The 25,301-nt window shown below is 45.5% G+C and carries 26 protein-coding genes; 10 read left to right on the forward strand and 16 right to left on the reverse strand.

Going from position 1 to position 25,301, the window contains the following annotated elements; genetic code table 11:
- Window positions 1–37 precede the first annotated feature (37 nt).
- From EDM21_RS14790 to EDM21_RS14805, 4 genes are all read right to left on the reverse strand, one after another.
- Window positions 38–484, reverse strand: coding sequence for an IS3 family transposase (locus tag EDM21_RS14790; RefSeq protein ID WP_235918209.1), 447 nt, complete (start codon window positions 482–484; stop codon window positions 38–40).
- Window positions 429–1,160: an IS3 family transposase gene (locus EDM21_RS14795; RefSeq protein WP_157336585.1), complete on the reverse strand. Its 732-nt coding sequence runs from the start codon at window positions 1,158–1,160 to the stop codon at window positions 429–431. Before EDM21_RS14795 ends, EDM21_RS14790 begins: the two co-directional genes overlap by 56 nt.
- On the reverse strand, window positions 1,157–1,450 hold the full coding sequence (locus EDM21_RS25560) for an IS3 family transposase (RefSeq protein ID WP_420850665.1): 294 nt from the start codon (window positions 1,448–1,450) through the stop codon (window positions 1,157–1,159). Before EDM21_RS25560 ends, EDM21_RS14795 begins: the two co-directional genes overlap by 4 nt.
- Complete coding sequence (locus tag EDM21_RS14805; protein WP_157336589.1) at window positions 1,420–1,719, reverse strand: helix-turn-helix domain-containing protein; 300 nt, start codon at window positions 1,717–1,719, stop codon at window positions 1,420–1,422. The genes EDM21_RS25560 and EDM21_RS14805 overlap by 31 nt, the downstream gene beginning before the upstream one ends.
- Window positions 1,720–2,146: 427 nt before the next feature.
- Between EDM21_RS14805 and EDM21_RS14810 the strand changes: the two genes are divergently transcribed.
- The gene (locus EDM21_RS14810; protein ID WP_157336591.1) at window positions 2,147–2,425 is read left to right on the forward strand and encodes a hypothetical protein; all 279 of its coding nucleotides are present in this window, start codon (window positions 2,147–2,149) and stop codon (window positions 2,423–2,425) included.
- 40 nt (window positions 2,426–2,465) lie between these two features.
- Here the strand turns inward: EDM21_RS14810 and EDM21_RS14815 are convergent, their stop codons facing one another.
- Window positions 2,466–2,804, reverse strand: a complete 339-nt coding sequence (locus EDM21_RS14815; protein WP_157336593.1) for a VOC family protein — start codon at window positions 2,802–2,804, stop codon at window positions 2,466–2,468.
- 189 nt (window positions 2,805–2,993) lie between these two features.
- The gene (locus EDM21_RS14820) at window positions 2,994–3,410 is read right to left on the reverse strand and encodes a hypothetical protein (protein WP_157336595.1); all 417 of its coding nucleotides are present in this window, start codon (window positions 3,408–3,410) and stop codon (window positions 2,994–2,996) included.
- Window positions 3,411–3,875: 465 nt separating this feature from the next.
- Between EDM21_RS14820 and EDM21_RS14825 the strand changes: the two genes are divergently transcribed.
- From EDM21_RS14825 to EDM21_RS14855, 7 genes are all read left to right on the forward strand, one after another.
- Window positions 3,876–4,340 (forward strand): MarR family winged helix-turn-helix transcriptional regulator, encoded by a 465-nt coding sequence (locus EDM21_RS14825; RefSeq protein WP_338043994.1) that lies wholly within the window; start codon window positions 3,876–3,878, stop codon window positions 4,338–4,340.
- The gene (locus tag EDM21_RS14830) at window positions 4,333–5,847 is read left to right on the forward strand and encodes a DHA2 family efflux MFS transporter permease subunit (protein ID WP_157336597.1); all 1,515 of its coding nucleotides are present in this window, start codon (window positions 4,333–4,335) and stop codon (window positions 5,845–5,847) included. The genes EDM21_RS14825 and EDM21_RS14830 overlap by 8 nt, the downstream gene beginning before the upstream one ends.
- Before the next feature lie 236 nt (window positions 5,848–6,083).
- Entirely contained in the window at window positions 6,084–6,389 is a 306-nt protein-coding gene (locus EDM21_RS14835) for a hypothetical protein (RefSeq protein ID WP_157336599.1), read from the forward strand.
- Between the two features lie 247 nt (window positions 6,390–6,636).
- The gene (locus EDM21_RS14840; protein ID WP_157336877.1) at window positions 6,637–7,008 is read left to right on the forward strand and encodes a DUF423 domain-containing protein; all 372 of its coding nucleotides are present in this window, start codon (window positions 6,637–6,639) and stop codon (window positions 7,006–7,008) included.
- A gap of 392 nt (window positions 7,009–7,400) precedes the next feature.
- Window positions 7,401–7,718 carry a histidine kinase dimerization/phospho-acceptor domain-containing protein gene (locus EDM21_RS14845; protein WP_157336601.1) on the forward strand — a complete coding sequence of 106 codons (318 nt, stop codon included), beginning with the start codon at window positions 7,401–7,403 and terminating at the stop codon, window positions 7,716–7,718.
- Between the two features lie 202 nt (window positions 7,719–7,920).
- Window positions 7,921–8,163 (forward strand): ATP-binding protein, encoded by a 243-nt coding sequence (locus EDM21_RS14850; protein ID WP_338043996.1) that lies wholly within the window; start codon window positions 7,921–7,923, stop codon window positions 8,161–8,163.
- Complete coding sequence (locus tag EDM21_RS14855) at window positions 8,160–10,073, forward strand: putative bifunctional diguanylate cyclase/phosphodiesterase (RefSeq protein ID WP_157336603.1); 1,914 nt, start codon at window positions 8,160–8,162, stop codon at window positions 10,071–10,073. The genes EDM21_RS14850 and EDM21_RS14855 overlap by 4 nt, the downstream gene beginning before the upstream one ends.
- 85 nt (window positions 10,074–10,158) lie before the next feature.
- Here the strand turns inward: EDM21_RS14855 and EDM21_RS14860 are convergent, their stop codons facing one another.
- Window positions 10,159–10,719: a hypothetical protein gene (locus EDM21_RS14860; protein ID WP_157336605.1), complete on the reverse strand. Its 561-nt coding sequence runs from the start codon at window positions 10,717–10,719 to the stop codon at window positions 10,159–10,161.
- A 138-nt stretch (window positions 10,720–10,857) separates the two neighbouring features.
- Between EDM21_RS14860 and EDM21_RS14865 the strand changes: the two genes are divergently transcribed.
- On the forward strand, window positions 10,858–11,160 hold the full coding sequence (locus EDM21_RS14865) for a YunC family protein (RefSeq protein WP_157336607.1): 303 nt from the start codon (window positions 10,858–10,860) through the stop codon (window positions 11,158–11,160).
- Window positions 11,161–11,412: 252 nt separating this feature from the next.
- Window positions 11,413–11,829: a zinc ribbon domain-containing protein gene (locus EDM21_RS14870; protein WP_157336609.1), complete on the forward strand. Its 417-nt coding sequence runs from the start codon at window positions 11,413–11,415 to the stop codon at window positions 11,827–11,829.
- Between the two features lie 138 nt (window positions 11,830–11,967).
- Here the strand turns inward: EDM21_RS14870 and EDM21_RS14875 are convergent, their stop codons facing one another.
- The 9 genes from EDM21_RS14875 to EDM21_RS14915 form a co-directional block, all read right to left on the reverse strand.
- Window positions 11,968–12,873 carry a peptidoglycan recognition protein family protein gene (locus tag EDM21_RS14875; RefSeq protein WP_157336611.1) on the reverse strand — a complete coding sequence of 302 codons (906 nt, stop codon included), beginning with the start codon at window positions 12,871–12,873 and terminating at the stop codon, window positions 11,968–11,970.
- Window positions 12,857–13,324, reverse strand: a complete 468-nt coding sequence (locus EDM21_RS14880) for a phage holin family protein (protein ID WP_157336614.1) — start codon at window positions 13,322–13,324, stop codon at window positions 12,857–12,859. Before EDM21_RS14880 ends, EDM21_RS14875 begins: the two co-directional genes overlap by 17 nt.
- Window positions 13,325–13,376: 52 nt before the next feature.
- Window positions 13,377–16,769, reverse strand: coding sequence for a DNRLRE domain-containing protein (locus EDM21_RS14885; RefSeq protein ID WP_157336616.1), 3,393 nt, complete (start codon window positions 16,767–16,769; stop codon window positions 13,377–13,379).
- A gap of 27 nt (window positions 16,770–16,796) precedes the next feature.
- Window positions 16,797–18,932 (reverse strand): WD40 repeat domain-containing protein, encoded by a 2,136-nt coding sequence (locus EDM21_RS14890; RefSeq protein WP_157336617.1) that lies wholly within the window; start codon window positions 18,930–18,932, stop codon window positions 16,797–16,799.
- The gene (locus tag EDM21_RS14895; RefSeq protein WP_235918211.1) at window positions 18,917–19,519 is read right to left on the reverse strand and encodes a hypothetical protein; all 603 of its coding nucleotides are present in this window, start codon (window positions 19,517–19,519) and stop codon (window positions 18,917–18,919) included. The genes EDM21_RS14890 and EDM21_RS14895 overlap by 16 nt, the downstream gene beginning before the upstream one ends.
- A 66-nt stretch (window positions 19,520–19,585) precedes the next feature.
- Window positions 19,586–20,050: a hypothetical protein gene (locus tag EDM21_RS14900; RefSeq protein ID WP_157336619.1), complete on the reverse strand. Its 465-nt coding sequence runs from the start codon at window positions 20,048–20,050 to the stop codon at window positions 19,586–19,588.
- A 51-nt stretch (window positions 20,051–20,101) separates the two neighbouring features.
- Window positions 20,102–21,259, reverse strand: a complete 1,158-nt coding sequence (locus tag EDM21_RS14905) for a hypothetical protein (RefSeq protein WP_157336621.1) — start codon at window positions 21,257–21,259, stop codon at window positions 20,102–20,104.
- Window positions 21,260–21,272: 13 nt separating this feature from the next.
- Entirely contained in the window at window positions 21,273–21,752 is a 480-nt protein-coding gene (locus EDM21_RS14910; RefSeq protein ID WP_157336622.1) for a PAAR domain-containing protein, read from the reverse strand.
- Between the two features lie 28 nt (window positions 21,753–21,780).
- Window positions 21,781–25,296: a phage tail spike protein gene (locus tag EDM21_RS14915; RefSeq protein WP_157336624.1), complete on the reverse strand. Its 3,516-nt coding sequence runs from the start codon at window positions 25,294–25,296 to the stop codon at window positions 21,781–21,783.
- Between the last annotated feature and the right edge of the window lie 5 nt (window positions 25,297–25,301).

Consider the following 25,301-nt stretch of genomic DNA (forward strand, 5'->3'; position numbering starts at 1 on the left):
TGGTCAAGACCCCTTTTAGTGGACATCAGAAAAAGCCTCAGGCAACAAGCTGGCTTCGGTACTCAACCGGAGTCAGCTTGTTTAGTTTACGTTGTGCCCGGTCTTCGTTGTAAAAATAAATGAATTCCTCCATTCGCCTTTGTGCCTCAGCGATTGATCGTATATCATATGGGTAGAGCGCTTCGACTTTCAGATGAGAGAAGAAGCTCTCCATGGAGGCATTGTCATAACAATTGCCTCGGCGTGACATGCTGATTTGGGCGCCAACCTGTGGCAGCATGTTGTGGTAAGCATGGGACGTGTACTGGCTTCCTTGATCGCTATGAACGATCAATCCAGTCACGTCTTTATGTTTTTCAAATGCTTTTCTAAACGTCTCTAGGACCAGCGGATTGTCATTCTGATGGCTTATGTGGTACGCGACTATCTCATTGTTCCATAGATCCTGAATGGCAGATAAGTAAATTTTCTGATCGCCTANCATAACAATTGCCTCGGCGTGACATGCTGATTTGGGCGCCAACCTGTGGCAGCATGTTGTGGTAAGCATGGGACGTGTACTGGCTTCCTTGATCGCTATGAACGATCAATCCAGTCACGTCTTTATGCTTTTCAAATGCTTTTCTAAACGTCTCTAGGACCAGCGGATTGTCATTCTGATGGCTTATGTGGTACGCGACTATCTCATTGTTCCATAGATCCTGAATGGCAGATAAGTAAATTTTCTGATCGCCTAATCGGTATTGCGTAACATCCGTAGCCCATTTTTGATTAGGTCTTTCCGCTTTGAAGTTCCTTTGCAATAGATTTTCTGCGATCCTGCCTTCCGAAACGGCAGCTTCGTAGCTTGTGCGATGGATATATTTACGGCGGATGATGGCTTTAATACGCAGGTCCTGCATCAAGCGTAGAACCTTTTTATGGTTCACGATAAGGTTATATTGGCGGTACAATTCATCCTGAACACGGCGATAGCCCACAGTCTTGTTACGCTGCTCATAAATGGTGCGAATCCTCTGCTTCAGTTCTTGATCCGGATCACTGTCTTTACGCTTTAGGTAAGCGTAGTAACCACTTCGGCTGACTTCCAAGTAAGCACACAACTCTTTAACACTTTGCGTATCCTTTAACTCATCGATGACGAGATGCCTGCTCCTCAACCCTCCCGANGCAGAACCTTTTTATGGTTCACGATAAGGTTATATTGGCGGTACAATTCATCCTGAACACGGCGATAGCCCACAGTCTTGTTACGCTGCTCATAAATGGTGCGAATCCTCTGCTTCAGTTCTTGATCTGGATTACTGTCTTTACGCTTTAGGTAAGCGTAGTAACCACTTCGGCTGACTTCCAAGTAAGCACACAACTCTTTAACGCTTTGCGTATCCTTTAACTCATCGATGACGAGATGCCTGCTCCTCAACCCTCCCGATTCAAGATTTGCAACCACTTTTTTAGAACGTCCACCTCTAGACGAAGACTTCGGAGATCGCGTTCCTGCATGGTCTCTGTCCGACAAGGATTTCCTCGCCTATCCACAAAAGATGCTTGTCCTTCCAGACGATATTTCCTCATCCATTTCCTCACACGATCCTTGTCATGAATCTCCAAATGCTCTGTTATTTTTCTGTAGCTCCAACCTTCTTCCGCATGCAGTCTAATTGCTTCTACCTTCAATGATTCTGGATAGTGTTTAAAGGTTTGTCCCTTATGCGCCATGAAAAAATGCACCCCTTAGAATTCATCGGAATAACCAAGGGTTTTTCCAATGTCTATTCTAAGGGGTGCACTTCACTATGGAGATTGGCGGGTTTTTTGTTAACTTTCAAGGGATAGGCAATCCCCTTTTGAAAAGGTTTACGTAAGGCAAAACCTCTGGTCAAAGGAAAATCATACGGCGGCAGCCTCATCTGCTGATTGAAGAGAAAAGCTGAAATGATGCTTGGAGACGATTATTTGATGACTGCACATACTTTTTCTATGGCTTATACAAATCGGGTGGCTGCTTCCATTAGGTAAAGTATGCAGGGCTATGTGGATGCCGCGGCTTTACCGTAATATACTTATTCATCATACTGACACTAAAGTAGTTGTTTAAGATTGTGTGCAGGATCATTAGTGCGGAAGTTGAAGAGGGAGGTTCTGAATGGCTATTTGTATTGAATTCAAACTGATTAAAGTAAGCGGCACGCTGGCTACTTATCAATATGGCGAATGTCTCAGAGAGATGGATGGACTGTTTGAAGTGGATGTATACAAACTGATAACAGGTGAGATTCCGGGAGATACGCCCATGAGCGAGGTTGTGCGTTTGCTGCCTTCGGCTACGAAGAGCGAATTTATGGCTTATCGAGCTTTCCGCAAAATTCGCAATTATTATGTGGAGCATGGGGAGTATCCGGTTCAGGGCGGGTATTATGCGTAATTATTTGAAAATATGATGTAATGGGTGCCTCATATGAACTTCAACTAAGAACTTCAACGGTAAATCCGCCGGGAGCTTCGACATAGAAAGTCCAACCGTGTGCTCTTTGCGGCGGCTCCACATCGTAACCGTCATCCTTTAAACGTTGATTGATCTCGTTCACCCGCTCTTCGGTTTCCTGGACGAAACCGATATGAAAGGTCTTAGGATAACTTACCTGGGTTCCTTTCATTAAAGTGAGCACCAGCCCGTCATCGTCAAAGAGTACCGCAAATGAATGACCGCGTGTATGCTGGGTTTGCAGATCGAAATACTTCTCCAGGAACTCCCGGGCCGCATGAACATCGTTTACCGTGAGATTGAGATGGTTCAGCTTCAACGGTTCCACATCCTTTTATGGTAGTTTTTACCTTATTTTCAGCTTACTCTCTAATCTTATTAAATACAAGCAAGTAAGAATGTGGCAGCGTTTTTTCGAAGATTATAGCGCAGAAAAAAGCGGATGTCCTCATTAGATGAAGACACCCGCTTTTTGTTGTGTTGCTTTTCAAATTAAAGATTGGCCAAATTATTTCTTCGGTTTTGGAAGCTTTTTAACGCCTTGGATTGCTTTCGCTTTGATGGTTCTGCTCACGCCCGGAAGCGGCGAGAAGACGCGGACCAGCTGCTGCTGCAAGACATTGTTGTTTTCAACCGTGAACGTATCGTTATCTATTGCGAATGTGTTCACAATCAGATTACGAGTAGAAGGAACAGTGACACGGATCTCGTAATGGAAGGATACACCCGCCAGACTAACGCTTACGAACCGGTTCTGATTGGCACTGATTGTGACGAGCTGATTGAACAAGGATACACGGCGATCCCAGTCAATAACCTGCACGCGTACCGTTCTTGAACTGAAGTTGAGGTTGAGGATTTCCAGATGTGCCGCTCTTGTGGAACGAGTTTTGTTGATTGTACCTGTGGATAAGATAACTGCCATAGTGACCACCTCCTTTCTGAGATCATCATATGGTTTGTTCTATGAAAAGATGGCGGCGAATGTACGAGACTACTAAAAACGGGTGAAAGACTCGGTAGGAAGAAGATTGATCGGCGGGGGAAATTGGAACGGACATGTTATTGTGCAGACGGCGGCTGGGTGAACAGGTGAGGTGTTTTTGCAATTCAGTTATCATACGCAATCTTGCATACCCTTTTATCGGGCTTTCCTTAGAGGAGTTCCCTCCATGAGCCCATAGGAGGGTTTTTCTTTGTTTAGTAATTTTTTTCAGAAATGTTCGAATACTAGGGGAAAAGCATTAAATACAGTGTCTAGCTGGTTATTCTGCGGTAAATAACTTAGAGAACGATTGTTGACTTCTGACTGTTTAAACACTAAAATATTTCGTATCCGAATTATTTGGCTATGAACATATCTTTCGTTATGAAGGGCAGGAGTAAATGAGTGAATGAACGGATGAATGAGCAGCAGCGAATTCACCAGATTTTCAAGTCTTACCGGGAAGTAAATCACGCTTTCTATCATGTCCTGGCTAAAACCGCGCAAATTCACGGACTGACACGGGTTCAATTAATTGTGCTGAGGGCATTGACGGATCATCCAGATATAGGTTTGAGCGAACTCTCCGAATGCATCCAACTTGGGAGAAGTACAACAAGCGGGATCGTGGAAAGAATGGTGAAAGCGGGATTGGTGACGCGCCAGCGGCTGCACGCGGATCGGCGCAGCTTATCTCTTAATTTAAGCGAGAAAGGGGCTGTGATCTGGCAACAAGTCAAAGCAGAACATTTAGTGAACATGACACCTTTGCTGGCTTTGTCTGAGGAAGATCAGCAGCAGTTATTTCGGATTAATGAACAAATTATACACATTCTACAGAGAGTGAGAGATGATAACGACCATGAGTGACGCTATAAAAAATTTAAGGAGAGGCCCTATTGTGGCCTCTCTCCTGATCGGGGCCTTCGTTGCCCTCTTGAGCCAAACCTTCCTCAACGTGGCCCTGCCGGGTATGATGGTGGACCTGAACGTCAGCGAGAATACGATTCAGTGGCTGTCCAACGGTTACATGCTCGTCAGTGGTGTACTTGTACCGATTAGTGCTTTCCTGATTGAACGTTTTTCAACAAGAAAGCTGTTTCTGTCGGCGGTGGGCCTGTTTACACTGGGAACGATGATTAGCGGATTTGCTCCCGGATTTGAACTGGTGCTGGTAGGACGGCTTGTACAGGCGGCAGGAGCAGGGGTTCTGATGCCGCTGATGTCCATTGTATTCCTGACGATTTTCCCTATTGAAGAGCGCGGTAAAGCGATGGGCATGATGGGTGTGGCGATGATTTTCGCTCCGGCTATCGGGCCGACTTTATCCGGCTGGATTATGGAACACTACTCCTGGAGAGCTTTGTTCTACATTATTATTCCGTTGTCGTTGTTTGCTCTTATCTTTGGCGCTTTCTCGCTCAAAAATGTAACCAAGACGTCCAAACCGCGTCTGGATGTTCTTGGCGTCATCTTGTCTACGCTGGGCTTTGGCGGTATTCTATACGGCTTCAGCGACGCGGGTAAAGACGGATGGACCAGTACGGTCGTCCTTACGTGTCTGGCGGTAGGCGCGGTTTCTCTGATTCTGTTTGTCTGGCGTCAATTGGTTATCGAGAAACCGCTTCTGGAATTCCGTGTCTTCAAATTCAACATGTACTCCCTGACGACAGTTATTAATGTCATTATCACGATGGCGTTGTTCTCCGGCATGATTCTTCTGCCGCTGTATCTGCAGACCATCCGCGGCTTTACGCCAATGGAATCCGGGCTTTTGCTCCTCCCGGGTGCTATTCTGATGGGGATAATGTCGCCGATTACGGGAATAATCTTCGATAAAATCGGTGCGCGCTGGCTGTCCGTGATCGGTTTGCTGATTACAGTAGTCACGACCTTTGAATTCAGTAAGCTCACAGCGCAGACGACCTTTACGTCTCTCATCATTCTGTACACCGTCCGGAGCTTCGGGATGTCCATGCTGATGATGCCGATTCAGACGGCCGGTATGAACCAGCTTCCGCAGCGTCTTAATGCCCACGGCTCCGCCATGTCGCAGACGCTTCGTAACGTAGCAGGCGCTATCGGTACTGCGCTGCTGGTTTCGATCATGACTAACACGGCCGCTACTAAGGGGAAAGAGCTGGCGATGGCTGCGCAAATCAATCCGGCGGATCCGGCCAATCAGGCCAAAATGGCCGAGATCGGCCAGCAGGCAGCCATCCACGGCATTAACTTTTCTTTCGTCGTGGCAACCTGGATGTCCGTAGTGGCCTTGGTGCTGGCGTTCTTCATCCGGAAGGTTGAACCGCATAGAGAAGTGAAACATGTGGAGATTCCCGATGATCAAAAGGAAGCGGCTACCGCTTCAACAAAATAAGCAAGGCAACCAAGATTCAGTGGATGAGTCGGCGGATAAGCGTAACTGTCCATGTGAATGAATCTCCCTGTCAGCTGCTCTTTAACAGCAGTGGCGGGGAGATTTTTTTTATCGGAAAAGGACATGAATTTCTTGGCTTGATGAAGCTTGTCAAAACAAGCATGATCTGTGAAGGAATCAGGACAGGTTTTGTCGAATTTTGGACGATATCAAGGTTTAAAGGAGAGGAATTGGATATGCGCTGTACAGTTTGCCAATGGGTGAAGATTGTCGATATGAATAATGAAGCGATGTCGGAGCAGTTATTTAATCACGGCGAGGTGGCGGGCGCGGCTCTATCCGTAGGTGCTACGGTGGTGACTCACCCGCTGGGTCTGAAGAAGTTTGAGATTGTATATGACAGCCGGGAAGGAATGGAGCCGGCCCGCTCCAAAATCGTCGACATTGAAGTCGACATGCTGAACCAGCCGTCCACAACGCGTGTCTATCTGGAGCCTCAGGTGCTCATCCTCGGACAGCATGATGTGGGAGAGACCGAATAAGACTGCTGGCGGAAGTCGGTGAGGCTAAGCCGATTTGCAGGCAGAGGGTGTGTCCGGGAGCGTGGTATAAGATGCACGGGCAGCAGACGATGCACGATGCATCGGCTGCAAAAGTGAAGAGGCGAGAGGTTATGCTCTCCTAGTCAAGACTCTGAACATTCCTTGACGGTAATGGATTCTTCCTTATGAATGAGCTATCATGAAGGAAGTGAGATTACCGCTGTTATAAAAGGAGAATTCGACTATGATGCGTTTGTTTCTGATGCTGGGAAGCATCAACGCGTTTCTTTCCGTAGCGCTGGGTGCTTTTGGCGCACATATTCTGGAGGAACGTATTTCCGCCGATATGCTTGAGGTTTATCAGACCGGCATTCAATATCATATGATGCATGCTCTGGGTCTGATTGTTGTAGCTTTGCTGGCTGACCGTTTGCCGAAGAGTTCCGGACTTGTAAAGATTGCGGGCTGGGCCATCTTTATCGGCATCATTCTGTTCTCTGGAAGCCTGTATGTCCTCAGTCTGACAGGTATCAAGATTCTGGGCGCGGTGACACCGCTGGGCGGAGTTGCGTTCCTGATTGGCTGGACTATGCTCGCTGTCGCAGCCTCTAAGAAGTAAGAGCCGGTTCTCATCGGCTCTTTTCTTTACGCGCTTTTCGTCATATAAGCAGGAATTTTGCAGGATTGTGTAGAAAGTATATCCATTTACAGGAATTGGCCTATCGGTAATACCATGAATCGGACTCTATGTTCGCTCACGCGTTCCATCACACTTGTATGGTCAGCTCAAACTTGGGCCATGAGCCGTTTCACCGGTTATGACCCCTTGATCTCCGCGGCGTCTATATCCTCCCTTTTATCCTCTCTCCAGATAAGCAGGCAGCATGGAAATTGTTTGAAGAAGACATGGCTGGCCGATCTTATACCGCTGAACTGTCTTTTTTTCGCAAAAATGGCGGGTGTGCAACTATGGAGGTCCGTGCTTTGCCGATTGTAGCGGGCTAATCTGTTGTGGGCATACATGCGATTGCCAAGGACTTGAGCGGGCGTAAGAATGCCGAGGAAATGCTGCGCAGCTCCGGGAAGTTGTCGGCTGTAGGCCAACTGGCTGCGGGTGTGGCGCAAGAAATCCGTAAACTTTTGACAGCGATCAAAAGGTTCATGTTCATAAGGTTTATGCAATTTCTACAGGCCGGCGCAGAAGCTGAAGAGTCTTATTATGAAATTATAAGGTCCGAGCTGAACCGGATTGATCTGATTATTTCAGAGCTGCTCAAGCTGGCCAGGTCCCAGACATCGGTATTCAAATGGTTAGATCCGAGCTTATAATTCGGCATGTAGTGACGCCTTTAGAGCGGAGGCGCCTGAATAACGTACAAGTCGTGATTATTGCCCAAAACAGCCTGTCAGATAGGATGGGTGCGGAGAATCAGATGAAGCAGCTTTTCATTAATTTGCTTAAAAATGTGGTTGAATCTATGCATGGTGGCGGACAAATGGAGATTAACCTGCATCAGGATGCCGCGAAAACATATATGTTGTGATTAGAGACCATGGAATCGGCATTTCTCCAGAGGAGCTCGCGTGGATCGGTGAGCCTTTTTATTCGACTAAAGATCAGGGAGCGGGCCTGGGAATGATGGCAAGCCGCCAAATTATGGAGGAACATAAGGGGACGATTGAAATTGAAAGTGTGACGGGGGAAAGTACAACGGTACGGGTCAGGCTGCCCTTAAACAGGACAACTCGAACAAAAGGGGCGGTGGGGTTATGATACCAGTCTTATTAGGCGGTTATGCGGTTATCGTCATTGCAGGCAGCCTGCTGCTGGAAGCTTACGCAGTCTGGATATGTCTGGGCGCATCCCTGCTGCTGGCACTGGCTCTGCAGCGGATCAATAGGCGCCGGATGCAGGCCATTGTTCCCGGCTATCGCGCTGCCAAGGATGCCGGTAGAGCGCTTCCGGCGGATCGCCCGGCAGAGCAGGAGAATAGGCAGCCATCGTCCGATGTCCTGGATACTTTGTTCGACCACAGTCCGAGCGCGGTTGGCCTGACGGACGATGCAGGGCGTTTTCAGCGCGTCAGCCGGACACTGGAGCGTTTGCTGGGTGTTCCGACGAACCAGCTTATCGGGACGACATTCGACAGCTTTATTTCCGAGGACCAACAGGCATCGCTCAGAAAGCGTTATACGATGATGAAGCAGGGCACCCCGCAGGTGTTCGATACGTCCGTCCTGCACCGCAGCGGTTACCGGGTTGATTTGACCACCACGGCCGTACCTCTTGACGATCAGGGGAACAAGGACCGCTTTCTGTTTATGTTTCAGGATATTACAGAACGCAAGCGTGCGGATGAACAATTCAGGCATATGGCTTACTACGATGATATGACGGGTCTGCCGAACAGACGGCTTTTCCGGGACCAGTTGACCGGGGCGCTCCGCCTGGCTGCCAATCATCACCAGTGTGTGGCCGTGCTGTATGTGGATATTGACGGCTTCAAGCTGTTTAATGACTGTTTCGGCTACGACTATGGCGATATGCTGCTTCTGCAAGTAGGGGAGCGCTTCACCCGGTGCATTTCCGATAATGATTTTATCGCCAGAACGGAGGGCGATGAATTTGCCTTTTTCTATACACAAATTGAAGGACGGGAACAGGCGATGGAGTTGGCCGGCCAGCTTCAGGCTGTGCTGGAGCAGCCGTTCATACTGGATCAGGTTGAACTGCATGTGACGGCAAGCATAGGCGTTTCTCTGCTCTCCCGGGAGGGTGAAGATGCGGATACGCTGATGAAGCAGGCCAACATGGCCGTCACAAGAGCCAAGGAGAACGGTAAGAGCGATATTGTGCTCTTTAGCTCCGAGATGAGATCCTTTGCGCTGCAGAAGCTTCAGCTTGAGAATGATCTGCGGCGTGCAATTGCGGGCCATGAATTCGTGCTGCATTATCAGCCTCAGGTTGAAATTGAGAGCGGGAAGATCATTGGCATGGAGGCCCTCATTCGCTGGAATCATCCGATGAAGGGCAGCATTTCACCCGGAGATTTTATTCCGTACGCCGAACAGTCCGGCCTGATTGTCGCGATATCGGAATGGGTGCTGCTTGAGGCGTGTCAGCAGAACAAAGCTTGGCAGGATGCGGGGCTTCCGAAAGTACCCATATCGGTTAACCTGTCCTCCAGGCAGTTTCTGCAGCATAACCTCAAGAACAAAGTGAATGAGGTCCTTCGGCATACCGGCCTTGCTCCGCAGTACCTCGAGCTGGAGATTACAGAAGGGATGACCATGGATGTGGATCATGCGATTGCTTCCCTGGTCGAGCTTAAGCAGCTGGGCGTGCAGGTGAGCATCGATGATTTCGGAACTGGCTACAGCTCGCTTTCTTATCTCAAAAAATTCCCGGTCGACCGGCTGAAAATCGACCGTTCTTTCGTCCGTGATATTATGGACGATCCGAGTGACGCTGCCATTGTGGCGACGATCATCTCGATCACCCGCCATTTGAATCTGAAAGTGATTGCCGAAGGGGTAGAGACAGAAGAACAGCTGTCCTTTCTCCACCGCAATCAATGCCATGAAGTACAAGGATATTGGTTTAGTCCTCCGCTGAATGCAGAGAAGATGGGGACGCTCCTGGGAAGAATTACGTGCCGGGCGAGTCAGCATGTCGAAGTTTAGCATGGTGGCAGAAGCAAGGTGTATAGCGCAGTACATAGCAAAAAGCCCGGATCCAGTGATCCGGGCTTTAGATATAGGGGTCCGCTCAATGAGTGGACATATTATCGATCTCGTTCAATTTGAACAAGTAGACCTTTTTCTCATCTACGTGATACACCGATACATTCCCGCTCTCTTCATCAAAGTTGAGAACCCGGCAAGGCAGGCTGAGTCGTATTCCAGCGCCTTTAACTACGGACAAACGGATTAAAGTGTTCGCCTTAATGATTCTCCGCAGGTTCTCCTCCAGTGTCTCGTAATTGGATGTAAGCGGATCAGATGAGCCGGCTTGAGCGGTTCTAGAAGCTTGAACGGGGTTAGCTCCGGCATCCGGGACAGAAGCAGAAACCTTGGTCTCCGTTGAAATAGAGTTCGCTGCTGCAGGTAGTGATGCAGTACCTGAGCCTTCCTTGCTGCCGGAAGGTTCGTTTAACTCAATCAGCTTGCCGAGTTGAATCCCCTCAAGGATGCGATAGTCTTTGAAATGGGCGGCATTCAACGTCTGAAGCAGGCTTTGCAGAGCAAGTCCATTCGTTTCTTCCTCAATCAGTATATTCACGGTGAAGAGATGGCCCTGTTTCGATGATTGGTTCTTGTTGTTTGGCATGCGACCTCCGACATACGATTTCTAGTCTTTTCTAACTATATCATGATTAGGCCTTTAGTTATAGATGTATTCGTGCACAGATTCATACTCCCCGGCATATACTGCCTAGTGATTCCAAGCGAGGAGATGTGGGCGATCATGATGAGAGTGGAACCCATCGAACTGGACGGACGGACCGTCGTAGCTATTGAAGTCAAATTACCAAAAACAACACTCCTGGTAGTTACGACAGATAAAGGGTATATCATGTGCGGAGCACTGGATGTCGGTTTGTTGAATGAACGTTTGAACGACCGTAACATTATCGCGGCAAGAGCGACCGGAGTCAGAACCATCGGCGAACTGCTTGAGGCTCCTCTGGAATCCGTTACCCATACCGCCGAAGCTCTCGGCGTCCTGCCGGGTATGACAGGCAGAGAAGCGATTCGTAAAATGCTGTAATGTAAGGGTACCGGAAGAAGGATGCAGGTTCTGCAAGCTGTTTGCGGAACCTGCATCCTTTTGTAAGCGTATGTAGAAGAAATGTATGTACGTACACACTATACGTATGATTTAGATGGAGTGAGAGGGTAGCGAAGAGAAGACTTGAAATTATTATTACACTTGGGTACTTCTATCCTTGGCTGCCCCGCTCACGCGTACGAATAAGGCTTTAACGCTATTTAAACCATTTGCTGCAAGGGGGAAACAGTTATGGCGACGGTTGTCTTACATAAAGTTACGGGAAAAGTATACCTTCTGCTAGGAACGGGCTATGGTGCCTATTATTCAGAAAGTCCGAGCTTCATTGGAGGCGCATTATTTCCTCATGAAAGAAGCGGAGAAATACCGGTAGCGGCGGTGTGCACAAAGGAAGGGGTTATCGAGTGGATGTATACGGATGAGCTGCAGGTTGTGGAAGTCGACGGCATTCCGGTCTCGGAACTTTACGGCCGAATTCAAGGCAAATATGAGCTTGCGCCTGCTGCTGCCGGGCATGATGAAACGCAAGAGGGGGAGCCAGCATATGAGAACTGCCCCGGCTGCGGCAGGGTTGTGCCATCCACAGAGAGGGTGTGTCCGGGCTGCGGACTTACTCTGATCAGTGAAGAGGGAGAAGAGGAGCGCTGAACTGTTCGCGGGAAGCGGAAAGAATGCTTACGTTATGTAGTTGAATTGTTAATAGTAAACCAAACCGATTGCCTTAAGGACGATCGGTTTGGTTTTTTGGGGTTTGGGGGGAAGGGTGGGTGCTAATAGCTGTTTATTTTACATTCCGGCAGATTCAGGTTCTATCTGAAGACCGTTTTGTTTGGCGGCGATGACTGAATTTAGAAAGGCTAACTCACCGCTAGTCAACTGCTTACTGCGAATTTTACTGATCCATTTCCAGTCCGAGATTTCTTTATTATTATAACGTTGGGACCAAATCCCGTTTAACATTTTCCACTCATAATCATTAATTTGCAGAGGCATTTTGTCTTCATCCTTCTTTGTTTGAATATTTCCGTTAATTTCAATAAAATAACTGGTTAATTCTTTTACTTCAAATAAATATCTGTCCCATAATTCTTCTCCCTGAATGCCGTCTATGTGCAGATGAGTTCTCATCCATTTAACGTCGTCAAATGTCCATCCTTTAGAGTGGCAATGTGTATCGTCGTATATTAAATCGACAAAAGGCAGCGGGCAATCTTTGCGTGTAAGATCCCAGTGTCTTTTAATATCCCTTGAGGGAACCCACTTATATATCAAACACAAATACGCCATCGTCCAGACGGCACGTTTATATGATTCGCGAAAGCTGCCATCCTTGTTCACGCATATTTCGTAACCGATTGTAGCAGCATTAGGGTAAGAGCCGAATTGTTGTGTATAATACCGGTTAGCGCCTACATGGTAGGCCATCTCAGCTTCGTTAGGCAAGAAGGGCAGCGCGGCTAATACTTTGCTATCATCGCCGATCAAATGAGCACTCCCGTAGGAACCTTTTCTAGAGTTGAAATAATTCCTGTTAGCCCTGCTGTCAGCTCCTGGGCGGATATTGCCTGTCCAGTGAATAACTCCGCCTAACGGCTTGATCTTTGCGGCGGGTCTGACCCACTGTGAAGGTTTGATAAAGGCGTTCTCGATGGAATAGCCGCCTGCAGCCACGATCTCACGGACGATAGACATTCGTCTCACCCTGGTCTTTGTCGTCTTTTTCTCCCAGATTATGTTTAAGCACCGTAATGGCCTTTTTCAAGGGAGGGGGAACAGGCAGCCCCATTCGTCCGTAATTCTCTAAGATGGAGATCATTTCATTAGCCAACCAGAAATAAATACAGCCGCTCATACACCAATCGGTTCCTAACGCTATATCAATTTTATATCCCAGAGAAACGGATAACAGCATCAAAGTCTTCTTAATTAACCCCCAGAAACCGACTTCACTATTCAGTCCCTGCTTTTCTTTCAGAGAGGCAATAAGGCCGGTAGCATAATCGATTGCCATGACAATGACCAAAAATTCCAACAATTGTGTCCAACCTCCAAACATATACGTAACAAATGAACCAACAGCGGCTGGAACAGTGTAAACGAACAATTCTTTTAGTGTTACAAGCTTAAAAGTAAAGGGCTCCATGATTAACCAACTTTCTCTGTTCTAATAAAAAAAGAGGACGCAATGAGCGTCCTTATATAATAAATACGTAAGAAGATTCTTCGGATTCACTGTAAACGCGAAGAATACTGGTGATATCTTTTGCTAATTTCGTTTGTACCGTAAGATAGGTACGAATATTCTTATCTCCGGACATGGGGATAGCTATGACCGTTCGCAAGTAACCGGACAGGACAGTGATTGATGAGGGGACTTCGTTGTGCGTGAACACACGAATTTGTGTTTTCAGATCGATATCCATTGATTGTCTGATTAGGATAGATCCAGTTACATCCGCGTCATCTTCCACCCTTACACGAATGGAGGAGGAGATGGCGGAAATGATGCCGACCCGAATGCTGCTTTCCAGAAAGGGTCTGCTAATCGAAATCACGCTATCCTGGGTAGTCCTCTCATGACCCTTGATAGAAGATTTAAGGTCCGAAGTTTCAGATATTCTAATCCGGATTTGACTCCGTAGGAAGTTCCTGCTTACTGTTAGATCTGTTATTAATGGATCTCCAAGTTTGATCCTTACCGCAATAGTCGAATCAAGGATTTTTTCATCTGATCTTCTTACACGAATGCTGCTCCAAAGTTTTGGACTGTTTACATGAATGCTGTTTTCAAGGAAGTAGGGTGATTTTACATGTATCTGACTTCGCGGCCCCTCCTTCAGCCAGATCTCCCGTATACCAATTTTGGTAGTGAGTTCTTTGACTCCAGATTGTCTGACTATCAGCGTACAGATCGGAATACTGGCTCGACCCTCGCTGTATACATTCTGATCCAGATATTCCAACTCTAGAAGAGGGGGATATTTAAGCTGCTCTTTGGTGTAGAATCTCTTATGGTTATCAGTTAATTCATCCATTGCTTGGAGGAGAACACCGTAATTCGTCTGCGGATTATCATACCAGTCTTTGACAAGGCCGAGAATATCGAAGGACAAGTAACCTTTGACAGCGCCGACTTTGTTCTGAGATGCCAATGAATGAGCGCGGGGCTGATTGTCCCATGTAAGTCCTATTTCGTTCCAAGCAGATTCGGCTGGGAATAGTCCGATGTCGATTTCCGGCTGATTCTCATAATCGAAATAAATTAGCAACTCTGCTTTTGTGATTTTCTGAAACTTAGGCAGAAGACTTAAATCAAATTGGAGAAAAGAGCGGTATCTTTCATTCAGATTTGCGTTATATCCGATGAACATATCCTGCTCGGTTCCATAATTTAGCTTAGGTATACTTTCACGCACAAAGGCATCTTGATGCGGGAGCAGAGTCCGGTTGACAATCGGTGGAGGTATAATATCAATGACTCCGGACATCCGATTGTGTACAGGTACTTGGATAGAGGTCAGAAGAGACTCGTTCAATCCGACATTGATCGTATTTGTAATATCGAATAAGAGAAGGGGAGTTATATCTACTTTACCGAATAAGCGGTTGTATGGAGGAACATGCAGGATGCAAAGGATTTCTTGGCCGATGGGCACGGTTAAAGTTGAAGTGACATCCGTCGCTCTTTGCTGAGCATTCTCGTAAAGTGTTATTTCCCCGATACTTAGGGGGTGTCCATTCGTTTCATTAAATTGAAATCGATAGTACTCATAAGGTGTGGAGTTATTAAAAGTATACTCGCGTCTTGCCTTAGGATATCCCCATTTCGTTTCATTCGTACGCGTATCTAAGGCGACCCAGTCCTGGTTATTATTGCTTGCTTCTACTACCCACGATTTGGGATAGGGGTTCTCTAAATTACGCAAGTTGCCCGTTATGGCATATTTGTTAACGGCACGACGGTTCTGATAACCAAAGAAAACTTTTATCCACGAGGGATCTATATTTTCTGGACTCCAATTATCGTTGCTATCCACTATAGTTCCGTTAAATGCTTTATAAGCGAGTAATGAATTAATTTCAGAGGAAGCTGAGATTTCATAAGGAGCCGGGAAATAGTTCGAGCTCATAACGGGTACAAAACCATAATCGAGATAACCGATGGGGGATAATAGGGAATGGGGACTCTTCACCTGTATAGTAGAAGGGAGATCGGAGCGGTCTCTGACGGTTAAATTTGCTTTTATATGGTGAGCGAGTCCGTCTGTCCTGCTAAAAAGCTGAAGTTCGGAAATGTAATTGTAGTATAAGTAACTTGAATCACTAATATTTAATCTGTAAAATCGGTAGTTTTCAAAGTGTTTTTTATTAATTTTAAAATCCAAATATTTATTTGTTGCTTTTGACCAGTTTATGTTTATTTGTTGATCAAGCGTAATCCAGTCCACTTCATTCTGACTTGCTTCCATTGTCCATGAGATAGGAGTATTACCATTTATATAGATTCTGTAACCTGCTAGAGGAAACATATTTTCCGGCCCTACATCGATTTGTACTTTGGCAGTTTTTCCATCATACGCCAAATGGGAACTAGTCAGGTTATTGTCAAAAGCCGCGTAGGCTTTTGAATTTGTGTAAAGTTTAGAGACTTTAACAACATAGGGAGAGGGAGCGTTATCGGCTGTCATTGCAGGTATAACATTAACGGTACTGCTATTACCGTAATATGGACTTGAGACATAACCACTGTTGAAATCAAGTTCATTAAAATAAATGCGGAAGTCAAAGAGAGAGGGTGTAGAAATCCCGCAGCTTATTAAGGTTTGTCTGACTCTAAGTTTGGCCTTTGATAAATCAGTTCCAAAGGGAATACTAGTAATAGCGTTCCCATTTTCTATTTGCTCATAAGAACTCCATGTTCCCCCGTCATCTAATGAATAGCAGAGTTCTACTAGGATATTAGTGTTTGTGGGCTGCCATGCCCCCCAGTGTAAAAGAGCTCCGTTAAAATGACTCAGATTGGAGATGTCATATGTTTTTATACGGCTGTATCTATGTTCAGTACCGGAATTAACAATGATTTCAGCCAGATCAATCCAATACACATCACTATTACGATGGACTCTGAACTTAACATAACGAGCATTCTCTGATGGGAACGTGGTAGAAATGATGGGCGACCACTCGCGCATATCACCGGACTTTGCTATTGTCGAGAACTTAAATCCGTCCAGACTAACAGATACGTCTAATAGTCTAGGGCTCGAAGATGAAGCTGTTGGAGCGCCGTATACAGTAGCAGCAGAAACTGGATGAGTAGCACCTAAATCTACGATAGTATCTACATAGGTAACATCTTGGTAATTGAAATAAGAGGAAGTGTTACCATCCGTAAGCATCCTTCCGTTTACATCGGGTTCTTTGATTTTTCCGTCTGAAACCTTGGTATAGGGCTTATTCAATGCTAGATTCAACGTCTTATTTGGCACTTGATTGATTTTCAGCTCACCAAATGGTGAAACTATCAAATTAGGGTCCAGCAAACCATCTTGGAACTCGGCTTGGGTTGATTCTTTAATAATAAACATATTTCACCGCCTTCCATTGTATTGGAATTATACTTTCCTGCATTTCGCCCGGACTTCGAACATACCGCCTTTAGTTGATTTCTCTGTTGTAACCGCCCTGAAGAAAATGGGGACGGTATCCATACTGTTAATTGTGCCGGAATAATAGAGATTCGGTTCCGCAATGAATGGATTATCTGATTTGCTCATTTCGATTACGAAATCGGTATTTGTATTAATAAGTTCTACTTCCAGGTGACGAACAGATACACTATGGGTATTTTCAATTACGACCTCTTTTGGTAACGATGTTTGACCCGCTATGAGCTGTCCGAAGTCAAGGAGCATAAGAGTGTTTCCGGTGGTATCGGAATAGTAATTATCCGTAAGTTTATCTTTGAAAAAAATATTATCTGATGGATCGAGAAATCTATAAAGGAATATCGAACTAGCTTGATTAGAGTCCTGAGCATATCCTAGATAGGAACCATCACTCGAAAATTCAATTGCTATTTGTTCTGCGCTTACAACGTCTGGAGATGGTAATTGATTACTGCTGACATCTAATTTGCTGCCTAATTCTCCAGTTGAGGGATTAAATTTATAAAAGATAAGTCGGGGTTTCTTAGTAATATCATATTGTGCTACAGCAATATAACGCATTGTCTTTGAAAAGCGGATTTTTTTTGCTTTCGCATCTGGGGGGATATTGGGTATGGTTGGGGACCCATGGATACCAAGAACAGCATTGAATTTGTATATATTAATCCAAGGGGCTGCATCTAACGCAATGGCAATAAAATTACCGTCTGGAGACAGATTGAAATCGACTATTTTAGTTTTCGTATCCGACATTACCTGGAACTCGCCTGTAATTACGCCATCATTAAAGCGATAAGTCCGTATTTTTCCATCCTCTTGGAGTGTAAGAAGTAAAGCATCATCTTTACCAAATTCACTTTTTGAAATCATATACGGAATTCCAAACGTCGCTTCGTTTTTAAGAAGACCTGTTTCTTTATCGAACTTATACGTTCTATAGTAATAATAATGTGATACAGCAACGTATTGTCCATTATTCGAAAAGGTAATATTACGAATTACATATTGAAAGGGAGTTGTATGGGGCTGCAAAACTTGACTGGTAAATCCACCTGAGAGTGGATCGTACCGGTAAACAGATAAGGGAGGTGAGCCGCCGGCAAGAAAATACTTTTCATCGGGTGAAAAGACAGCGCACATTTCACTGTTTTTATATCCATTAATTGGCCTGTTTAGTTCTTTAATCGTATTTGTCAAAGAATTTATCTCATAAATAAATGCTTGGTTATTATTTAGTGTGGGGAAAGCCACGTATCTCCCTGTACTAGAAAAGGTAATGCCACGAGGCCGGCTCGGCATATTAGGAGCATTCCCGACGGTTACTAATGTCGGATCAATTGCAATCGGATATGTTCGGTTGCCCTCCTGCAGCCAGCTATAGGGAACAACTATTTTCAAAGAAATCAAATCGGCTTCAAGTCGCGAAATGACATAAGAACACTGGATTTGATTCGCCCCGTTAACTTCATAGGTAACAGGCGATGGTAGTGAAAAAACGACTTCGCCGCTAGTGTTCCTAAAGTGAATTTCTTCTGTCGTGTCAAAATCACCTTCGCGCATTACCTCATTTACATACATAGACACTTCATGAGCAAAATCCAGCTTACCTTCCACAAAGAAGTTCACTTCGTTTCCGGGTAAGGAATGATCATATGGGGGCAAAGAATTTAATACGGTATTGTGCTTTAGCTTGCCGCATTCAACATAAAACTCCTCGTCCATGTCCAATACAGCATGTTTGTAAACAACCCGGTTATCCCCGCCGCACTCGGCTGTACTGTTACCGATCCTACCCAGCCACATCTCACTGCCCAGTTCATCTTGAAAGCCAGCTCCAAATGGAGTCCACTCAAAAAACGTATCCTTAACTTCTACTTTAATAGGTGAATAGGAACAAAGGTTTTGTTTGAAAAAGGTACGGATCGTATTGGTGCAATTTTCAAATGCGTAGTCTAATCCTTCACTTGGCCGTATCTCGAGTGTAATCTTCTGTTCCACTCCTTGGTCGTCCAGGTAAGTTGGTGCGGGTAATACTATCGGCTCTATCGTATTAATTCCCAGCTCTTTTACTGAAGAATCCAATTCATTTCACCGCCTTTGTTTTTAGATAATGGAGCATTTATAGAATCAACTGTAATCCCGTTACGTCTTATTTCAAGTTGGCCGTCTAAACTTGTATCCGCAACTAATTTGAAATTGAAGTACATGGGTCTCCCATCCATTGGAATTTTACAGATCGCCTGCAGATTAAATCGGATACCGTTAATCATAAGCTCATTTTTATAACCAAAGTTGTACTGAAGAATATGATTCTGTCCATTACCCTCTGCTCCGCTCGGATCAAAGGTAAACTCGACATCTTTATAAGTAATGATATCTTGATAGCGCTGCTGCTGCCCCGTGAGGAAGTACTCTTTATCCTGGTGTTTGTAGACCAGTTCGATCATTCTGCCGGACACTTTAAAAGCACCGCCGTTGACTTCAAAATAAAGAGAATGTCCGGTGCCTATTAATCCGAAGCGGACTAATTGATCCCGATTAATCTGCTGAAAACTGTTTTCATTATGACTAGACAGGTCATATTCACTAAAAATTTGCTCCTCGTCATATTCACATACCCATATAAAGGGCTGCTCGACGGGGGAGAAAGGATAAATGTGCTGGATCATAACTTATTCCCTCCATTGTATTGGAAATAGTAAAGGCCCTGTCTGGAAACAGGGCCGTTCTTTTGCCTAAATAGCTTGATAAAAGACACGTGTCAAGAAAGAAAAGTTACCGGCTGTTGCCGTTGTAGGAACATTGGCGTGCAGCGATACTTTGGCATAATTGGCTACGGAGTTGCTCACCGTTCCGTCATTTGCTGTACCTTTTATGGTTCCGGCTCCTGCGCTGGCACCCGCTTGAATAACCTTAGTGTCGGTGCCTCCAATAGGGGTGTACGTGGTCTCGTTCATAGAATCGACCTTAACTTTAATCCATTTATTCGTTATGATTTCACCGGTATTTCCTCCGGAACTGTCCTTGGTTGTGATCGTGCAATTAATCATATCCGAGATAGCTGCGCTTCCTCCACGGTTATTCCATATATAGAAAACGGTATCGGATGAGACCGAACCCGCATCTACCGTACCGATGTCCCACGTGCTCACTTGTGTTGTATTTGATGCGTTAAACCATTGAACGGCTGGTAATGCCATATTAATCACTCCTAATAGTAGTTGATGAAAATAAAAAAACACCATAAGGTGTCAGATTCTAATTTCGATTTGAACGGTGATTCCACGGATATCCGGGTCTAGCTGGATGAAGTTGATCCGGAAGAAATCTTCTGCTTTGACATCGGGACTGATAATCGCTGCGGCTGAGCCGAGCTGTTGATTAGGGGGAATGAGAATAGGGAAGCTCGTGACTTCTGTCCAGGTATTTGCATTCAACAAATCGGATTGATCGATTTTCTCAATCATGATTTCTGTAGGCAAGGTCAAGCCTGTACGTGAGCAGTAGCTGTGAACTTTAATAATCGTTCCCTGGAGCGGAAAACGGATGATCTGGTTCTGCGGTCCGCTTTGAGGAGGTTTGTTGAAGAGGAACGTAATCACTCGGAGTTCCTGCTCGTTATGGAACTTGGTAAAATCCTCTTTACTCATTAATCCGTCAACGGTATCCGATGCGTGTGGAAGAGCAGAGGAAACCCAGTTCTCAATGAATATCCAGTTAGCTCCGTCATATCTGTAGATATCCCCTGTATTCTGAACCATAACGGTCCAGCCGGTCTCAGGTTTCGGATAGGCCGTAGTTAACTGCTGTTTGGTGCGGACAGGCGCCTTATAGATTTTCTTGGTTAGGCTGGCTGCATCGCGGGCTTCTCGGGCTGCTTGCTCCGCATCATCTCTTGCCAGATTGGCCTGGTCCGCAGCATGATGGGCGTCGTCCGAAGCGGCGTTGCATCTCATGATCGCTTCATTCACAAGTCCGATTGCCATATGAGCTTCCGTAACTTTGTGGAGGGCTTCTTCTATGATTTGCTGCAGGTTCTTGACGACATCCGGGTTTCCGCCTATGTGAGCGTAAATTCTTTCGGCAGGATACTGGATAACGCCACGGCCTTTGTACTGGGCTACAATCGTCTCGCCTTCTCTGGATGAGTGAAAGTGGACGACACCATTCTGGTAATTTACATAAAACTCCTGCTCGTTTAATTGTCTGGTTCTATCAAAAATCTCTTTGCGGATTTCGGTATATCCGCTGATCTTCACTTTGTGTGTCTCAGAAGGGATTTCATGCAAAGGAATGACCGTGTTGGCAACGGTCCAGGATTCCGTACGCTCTACATAGGGATCATGGGCCGTACCTGCACGGAATGTAATGAGAAGCGGATCGTTGTAAGGCAGATATGAAATAGTCAATAGATTCACCTCCTTAGTGGACTACCACATCGTGGCTTCCTTGTGTTATGCTGCTGGAACTTCCCAAACCGGTTACGACAGAAGCTCCGTTATATGCCACAGGACTGCCGTTTGCATAGACAGTAGCGCTTCCGTTTGTAATATTGCCTGTACAGGTACCACTGGTCCCCGGGCTGACGGATGTAACGATAGGCTTCATGCTGCCTGCTTGCCAAGTCTCGTTCGTTGAACTGGATGTGGTGGCAATGGGATTTCCATTTACATAAACATTGCCGGATGAAGCTACGGTTCCGCTAATTGCGGCTTCGGTACTGTCTGAAAATTCGTCATAGCCTCCGACCCAGTCGCAATCCTTGTAAGGGCTTCCGTCAGGGTGGGTTTTATCCTCACAAATCCACTCTTTGTATGCATCCCAGACTTTATAATTGTATTGCACATAACCCTGTTTACTGGAATCGGCTATGGAGCAGCCATGATAAGCAATTCCCGGCATGGTTCACCTCCTTAATAAAGTCAATCATCTAATTCAATTCAATGCGTGAACCGTTTAGTTTAATAGTACCGGTAGCGTTTAAATGGAGATCGCCTTTAATATCTGTAGTCAATCCATGTCCGTCCAGCTTAAAGTAGGAGCCGTTAGCGAGCTCAAGCTTAAGTTCTCCCTCTTTTACGTAGATTTGGATGCCATCATCCTTAAGCCGGATGCGCCTCTCGTTAGCGTGATTACTGTTGTAATATTCGATATCGAGACTTCCATTGGGTTTGTTGATAAATCCCATCGCAGATCCCTTATACTCGTCTACAACCCCGCTGGTAAGATCTTGTGGATTAAAAACACCATCGCCGGCACCCATCTTGATCCGTGGATAACTGGATAATCCGGAACTTACAAAATGAATATTCATTTTTTCTTCTTCTTCGTATTCATTCTTCGTTACCGGAAATGCATTAGGTTCTTGCGTCATTCCGCTGCGATCCGGCTTCCAGTAGAGAGGTTTCCCATTGGGTGCCTTGATATGCTCAACGACTCTTTTGAACTTGCCCGTTACCCATCTGGCCTGGTTACCGACAATGCTGATATAATTTTCCCAATCCGTTTCGGATTGTATTCCCGCTGTTTTGAGCCTAGCTACAGTCAAGTCCGCAATAAAGCCGACATCCGACATAATGACCTGCGATAAAATGTCTTTAGCTGTAAGAGTGCCGACTTTAATGTCAAAGGCATCGAAATCAATAAGTGCTTTATCTGTATCAATTAAGACTTGATTTTTTCCATTCGTAAAAATAGCCTTCCTTGCTTTAAGCGTCCCATCCAGGGTTACGGAGAACGGGGCAGCGGCAAAAGATTGATGGCCGGCCCAAATGCCTATGTTCGGAAATACGCGGAATGACAGATCACCCGTCCCGATGATTAAATCGGAGCCGATGATGTGACCGTCTTTGAAAGTGGATTTCTCGATATCAGCGGTAACGGCATGCATGGAGCGTGTATAGAAATTACCGTAGAAATCGAAGCGTGAGGGAGCGTTTGCCCATACGGGGGAGCCTATAGCAACCCCGTCTTTGTCGACTTTAAAGACGGCATTTCCTTCTCCGGCCTGGAAGTTGCCTTTCATGAATAGATCGCCATCCAGTGACGTATAGAGCGTTTTCTCGTAACCGTTATTCTTCATGCGCTCAAGCGTTAAGCCATGCTCGCTGTCCAAAGTGACCTTGTTGACAATGTTGTATGGCAGCCCGCATGTCTGTGTATCAAAGCGGTTGATTGTCATGCCGAACCGGTCCGGGGTCTCTTCAATCAGGCCGAGCTTCATGACTTCCCGTCCGCAGCGGTCACTAATTGTAGTGGAAGCTCCTTCGGTCACCCAGATACCGTCGTCATCTCCGATAACGACCCGATTGGTCGTGAGGATCTTCCCCATAAGCCGTTCGGCAATAATACCATCCGGAGTGATGGCTGTTTCATATCGGAGCCCGCCCGAGCGGGTAAGAGCAAGAGCGCCGTGTGTAGCACGGAGGAAGCGGCCTGGATCATTCGGATCGACTATGGTTAGTCCGCTCCGGTCCAGGGTGACATACTCATTGTTGGCCATGCTGATATCCTGGGTCACTTTATTCCAGAAGTTCTCCATGATCTGGCTCGTTTCACTGGAATCAATGACAGCTTTGCCCCAGCGGTCCTTATTCTGATTAAGGGTTGCGGAGGTTCCGATGCTATTGTAGATAAACTTTTCCATTTTTTTGTAGGAATCTGAAATATCTTTGACATTCGCAATGGTCAAGTTGATGGCCCCGCCTTCATAATCAAAGGCAATCTCTATAATTCTTGCGGTCACTTTCGTATTCATTTTGTCATATTCAATCGTAACGGTATCGCCTAGAACGAGTTTATCCCAATTATGCTGCTCTTCTATAACGGATAGGAAGTTAATCGTATCGATTTTGATGATCATTTGGGGGTTCTGCATGTCTTTGAACTTCTCGTGCAAATCCTTATAGAGGTCCTGGGCATGAATATAGTTTTCATCTACGAATTCTTTTTCGATGATGAATTGCTTAAGTTCATCTTGCTGCTCTTTAGTGAAATTCTGATCAGCAGATAGCAGAAGGTTCAAATTGGATATTTGAAGATCGTTGTCCGTAATTTGTTTCGCTATGCGATCCATTTCGGCTTTAGTGGTACCCAGCTGCATTTCCGTGTGATCCAGACAGTATTTCTTAATGAGAGCAGCCTCGTTATTCTGTCCTGTAAATTCGGTTGTCGTGATAGGGGAAATCTGAATAAAAACTTCATTATTTACGGCTGCCCCGTTTATATGAACGGTTGTCTGGGTGGCCTGCTCCAGTTTCCTCAGCACGACCCACTGGCTGGATTTGACGGCAGCGGGAACATGGTCTACAGATACAGTGATGTCCTGGCTGTTTCCTACTTTAGCCATTACCGCATATTTATAAGAGGAATCCTTTAGCCGAGTTGTGACAGATTTAGGCTGCCCGGTATAGGTGAATTTCTCAAACCACATATTGTGAGCAAACTGCTGCTTATTTTTGTTGTCGATCAGGCTGGTTTCATCGATTTTCAAGAGACTGTATTTCGTTTCTAATTCCGATAAGGAGGATTGAAGATCTTTCTTCTGGCGGATTAGAGACTCGAAAATATTTCTATTCGCTTCTACCAGTAAATCCAAATCCAGCAAGGCATGGCAAAGGGAATCTGACATATAATCGCTATGCTGAAGAACTTGACCGTGAGCATCCCTTTGAAAAGGGTACATAAAATAGCTCAAATTTTGAATATAGTTTTGTCCTGTAGGATTGACTTCTTCAATACTCAGTCCTTCTTTGCCAAAACCTTTGAGTCTAGTTACCATTTCATCTGCTTTGGATTCCCTGCCGAATTTTTTGAGATAATGACCGTAGGAAAATTTCAGACCTTTATTCAAGCCGAACAATTCAGGCTTCATCAGGCTGATTGTCCGCTTGGATGTGTCCCAGCTTAGAACGGCATTGTAGGTTTCGGCAACCCGAAAGACCGCATCAAGAACAGTCGTGCTTGAGAAGTCGAAATCCCGGTAAGTCAATTCAAAGTCAGCGTCCACATAATCGACGCGCCACAGGGTATTCACGAGAATCTCATTCAACACCTGCTTGGCCTGATAGGAAACTTTGGAATAATCCCTCAGCATTTTATCGCTCAGTTCAAAAGCTAAAGAATAGCCGGTGACGGTACGGGTGTCGCCCCCTTCATCCATTTCATCGCTAGGGGAGGTGATGATGTACCATTCCTCCGTTTTTCCCACAACTACTTTTAATAAATAGCGTTCTTTGATTAAAGCCATATGCTCATTGTGTACGAGCTGGTGATGCTTATCGACTTTATAAGGTATCTGAAAGCTGATGTCATTTAATGCGGTCAGCTTGATGTTTTGACTGATCGAATAAGCTTCACTGAGTTTTGCAATAATTTCTTTGTTGGGTTTTGCCAGAAAAATTTGCGGTTTTACCGGCTTTTTATAAGGATTAAATTCGCCAAACAAAGTAT

Source organism: Paenibacillus lutrae, assembly GCF_009757775.1.
Taxonomy (GTDB): Bacteria; Bacillota; Bacilli; order Paenibacillales; family NBRC-103111; genus Paenibacillus_F; species Paenibacillus_F lutrae.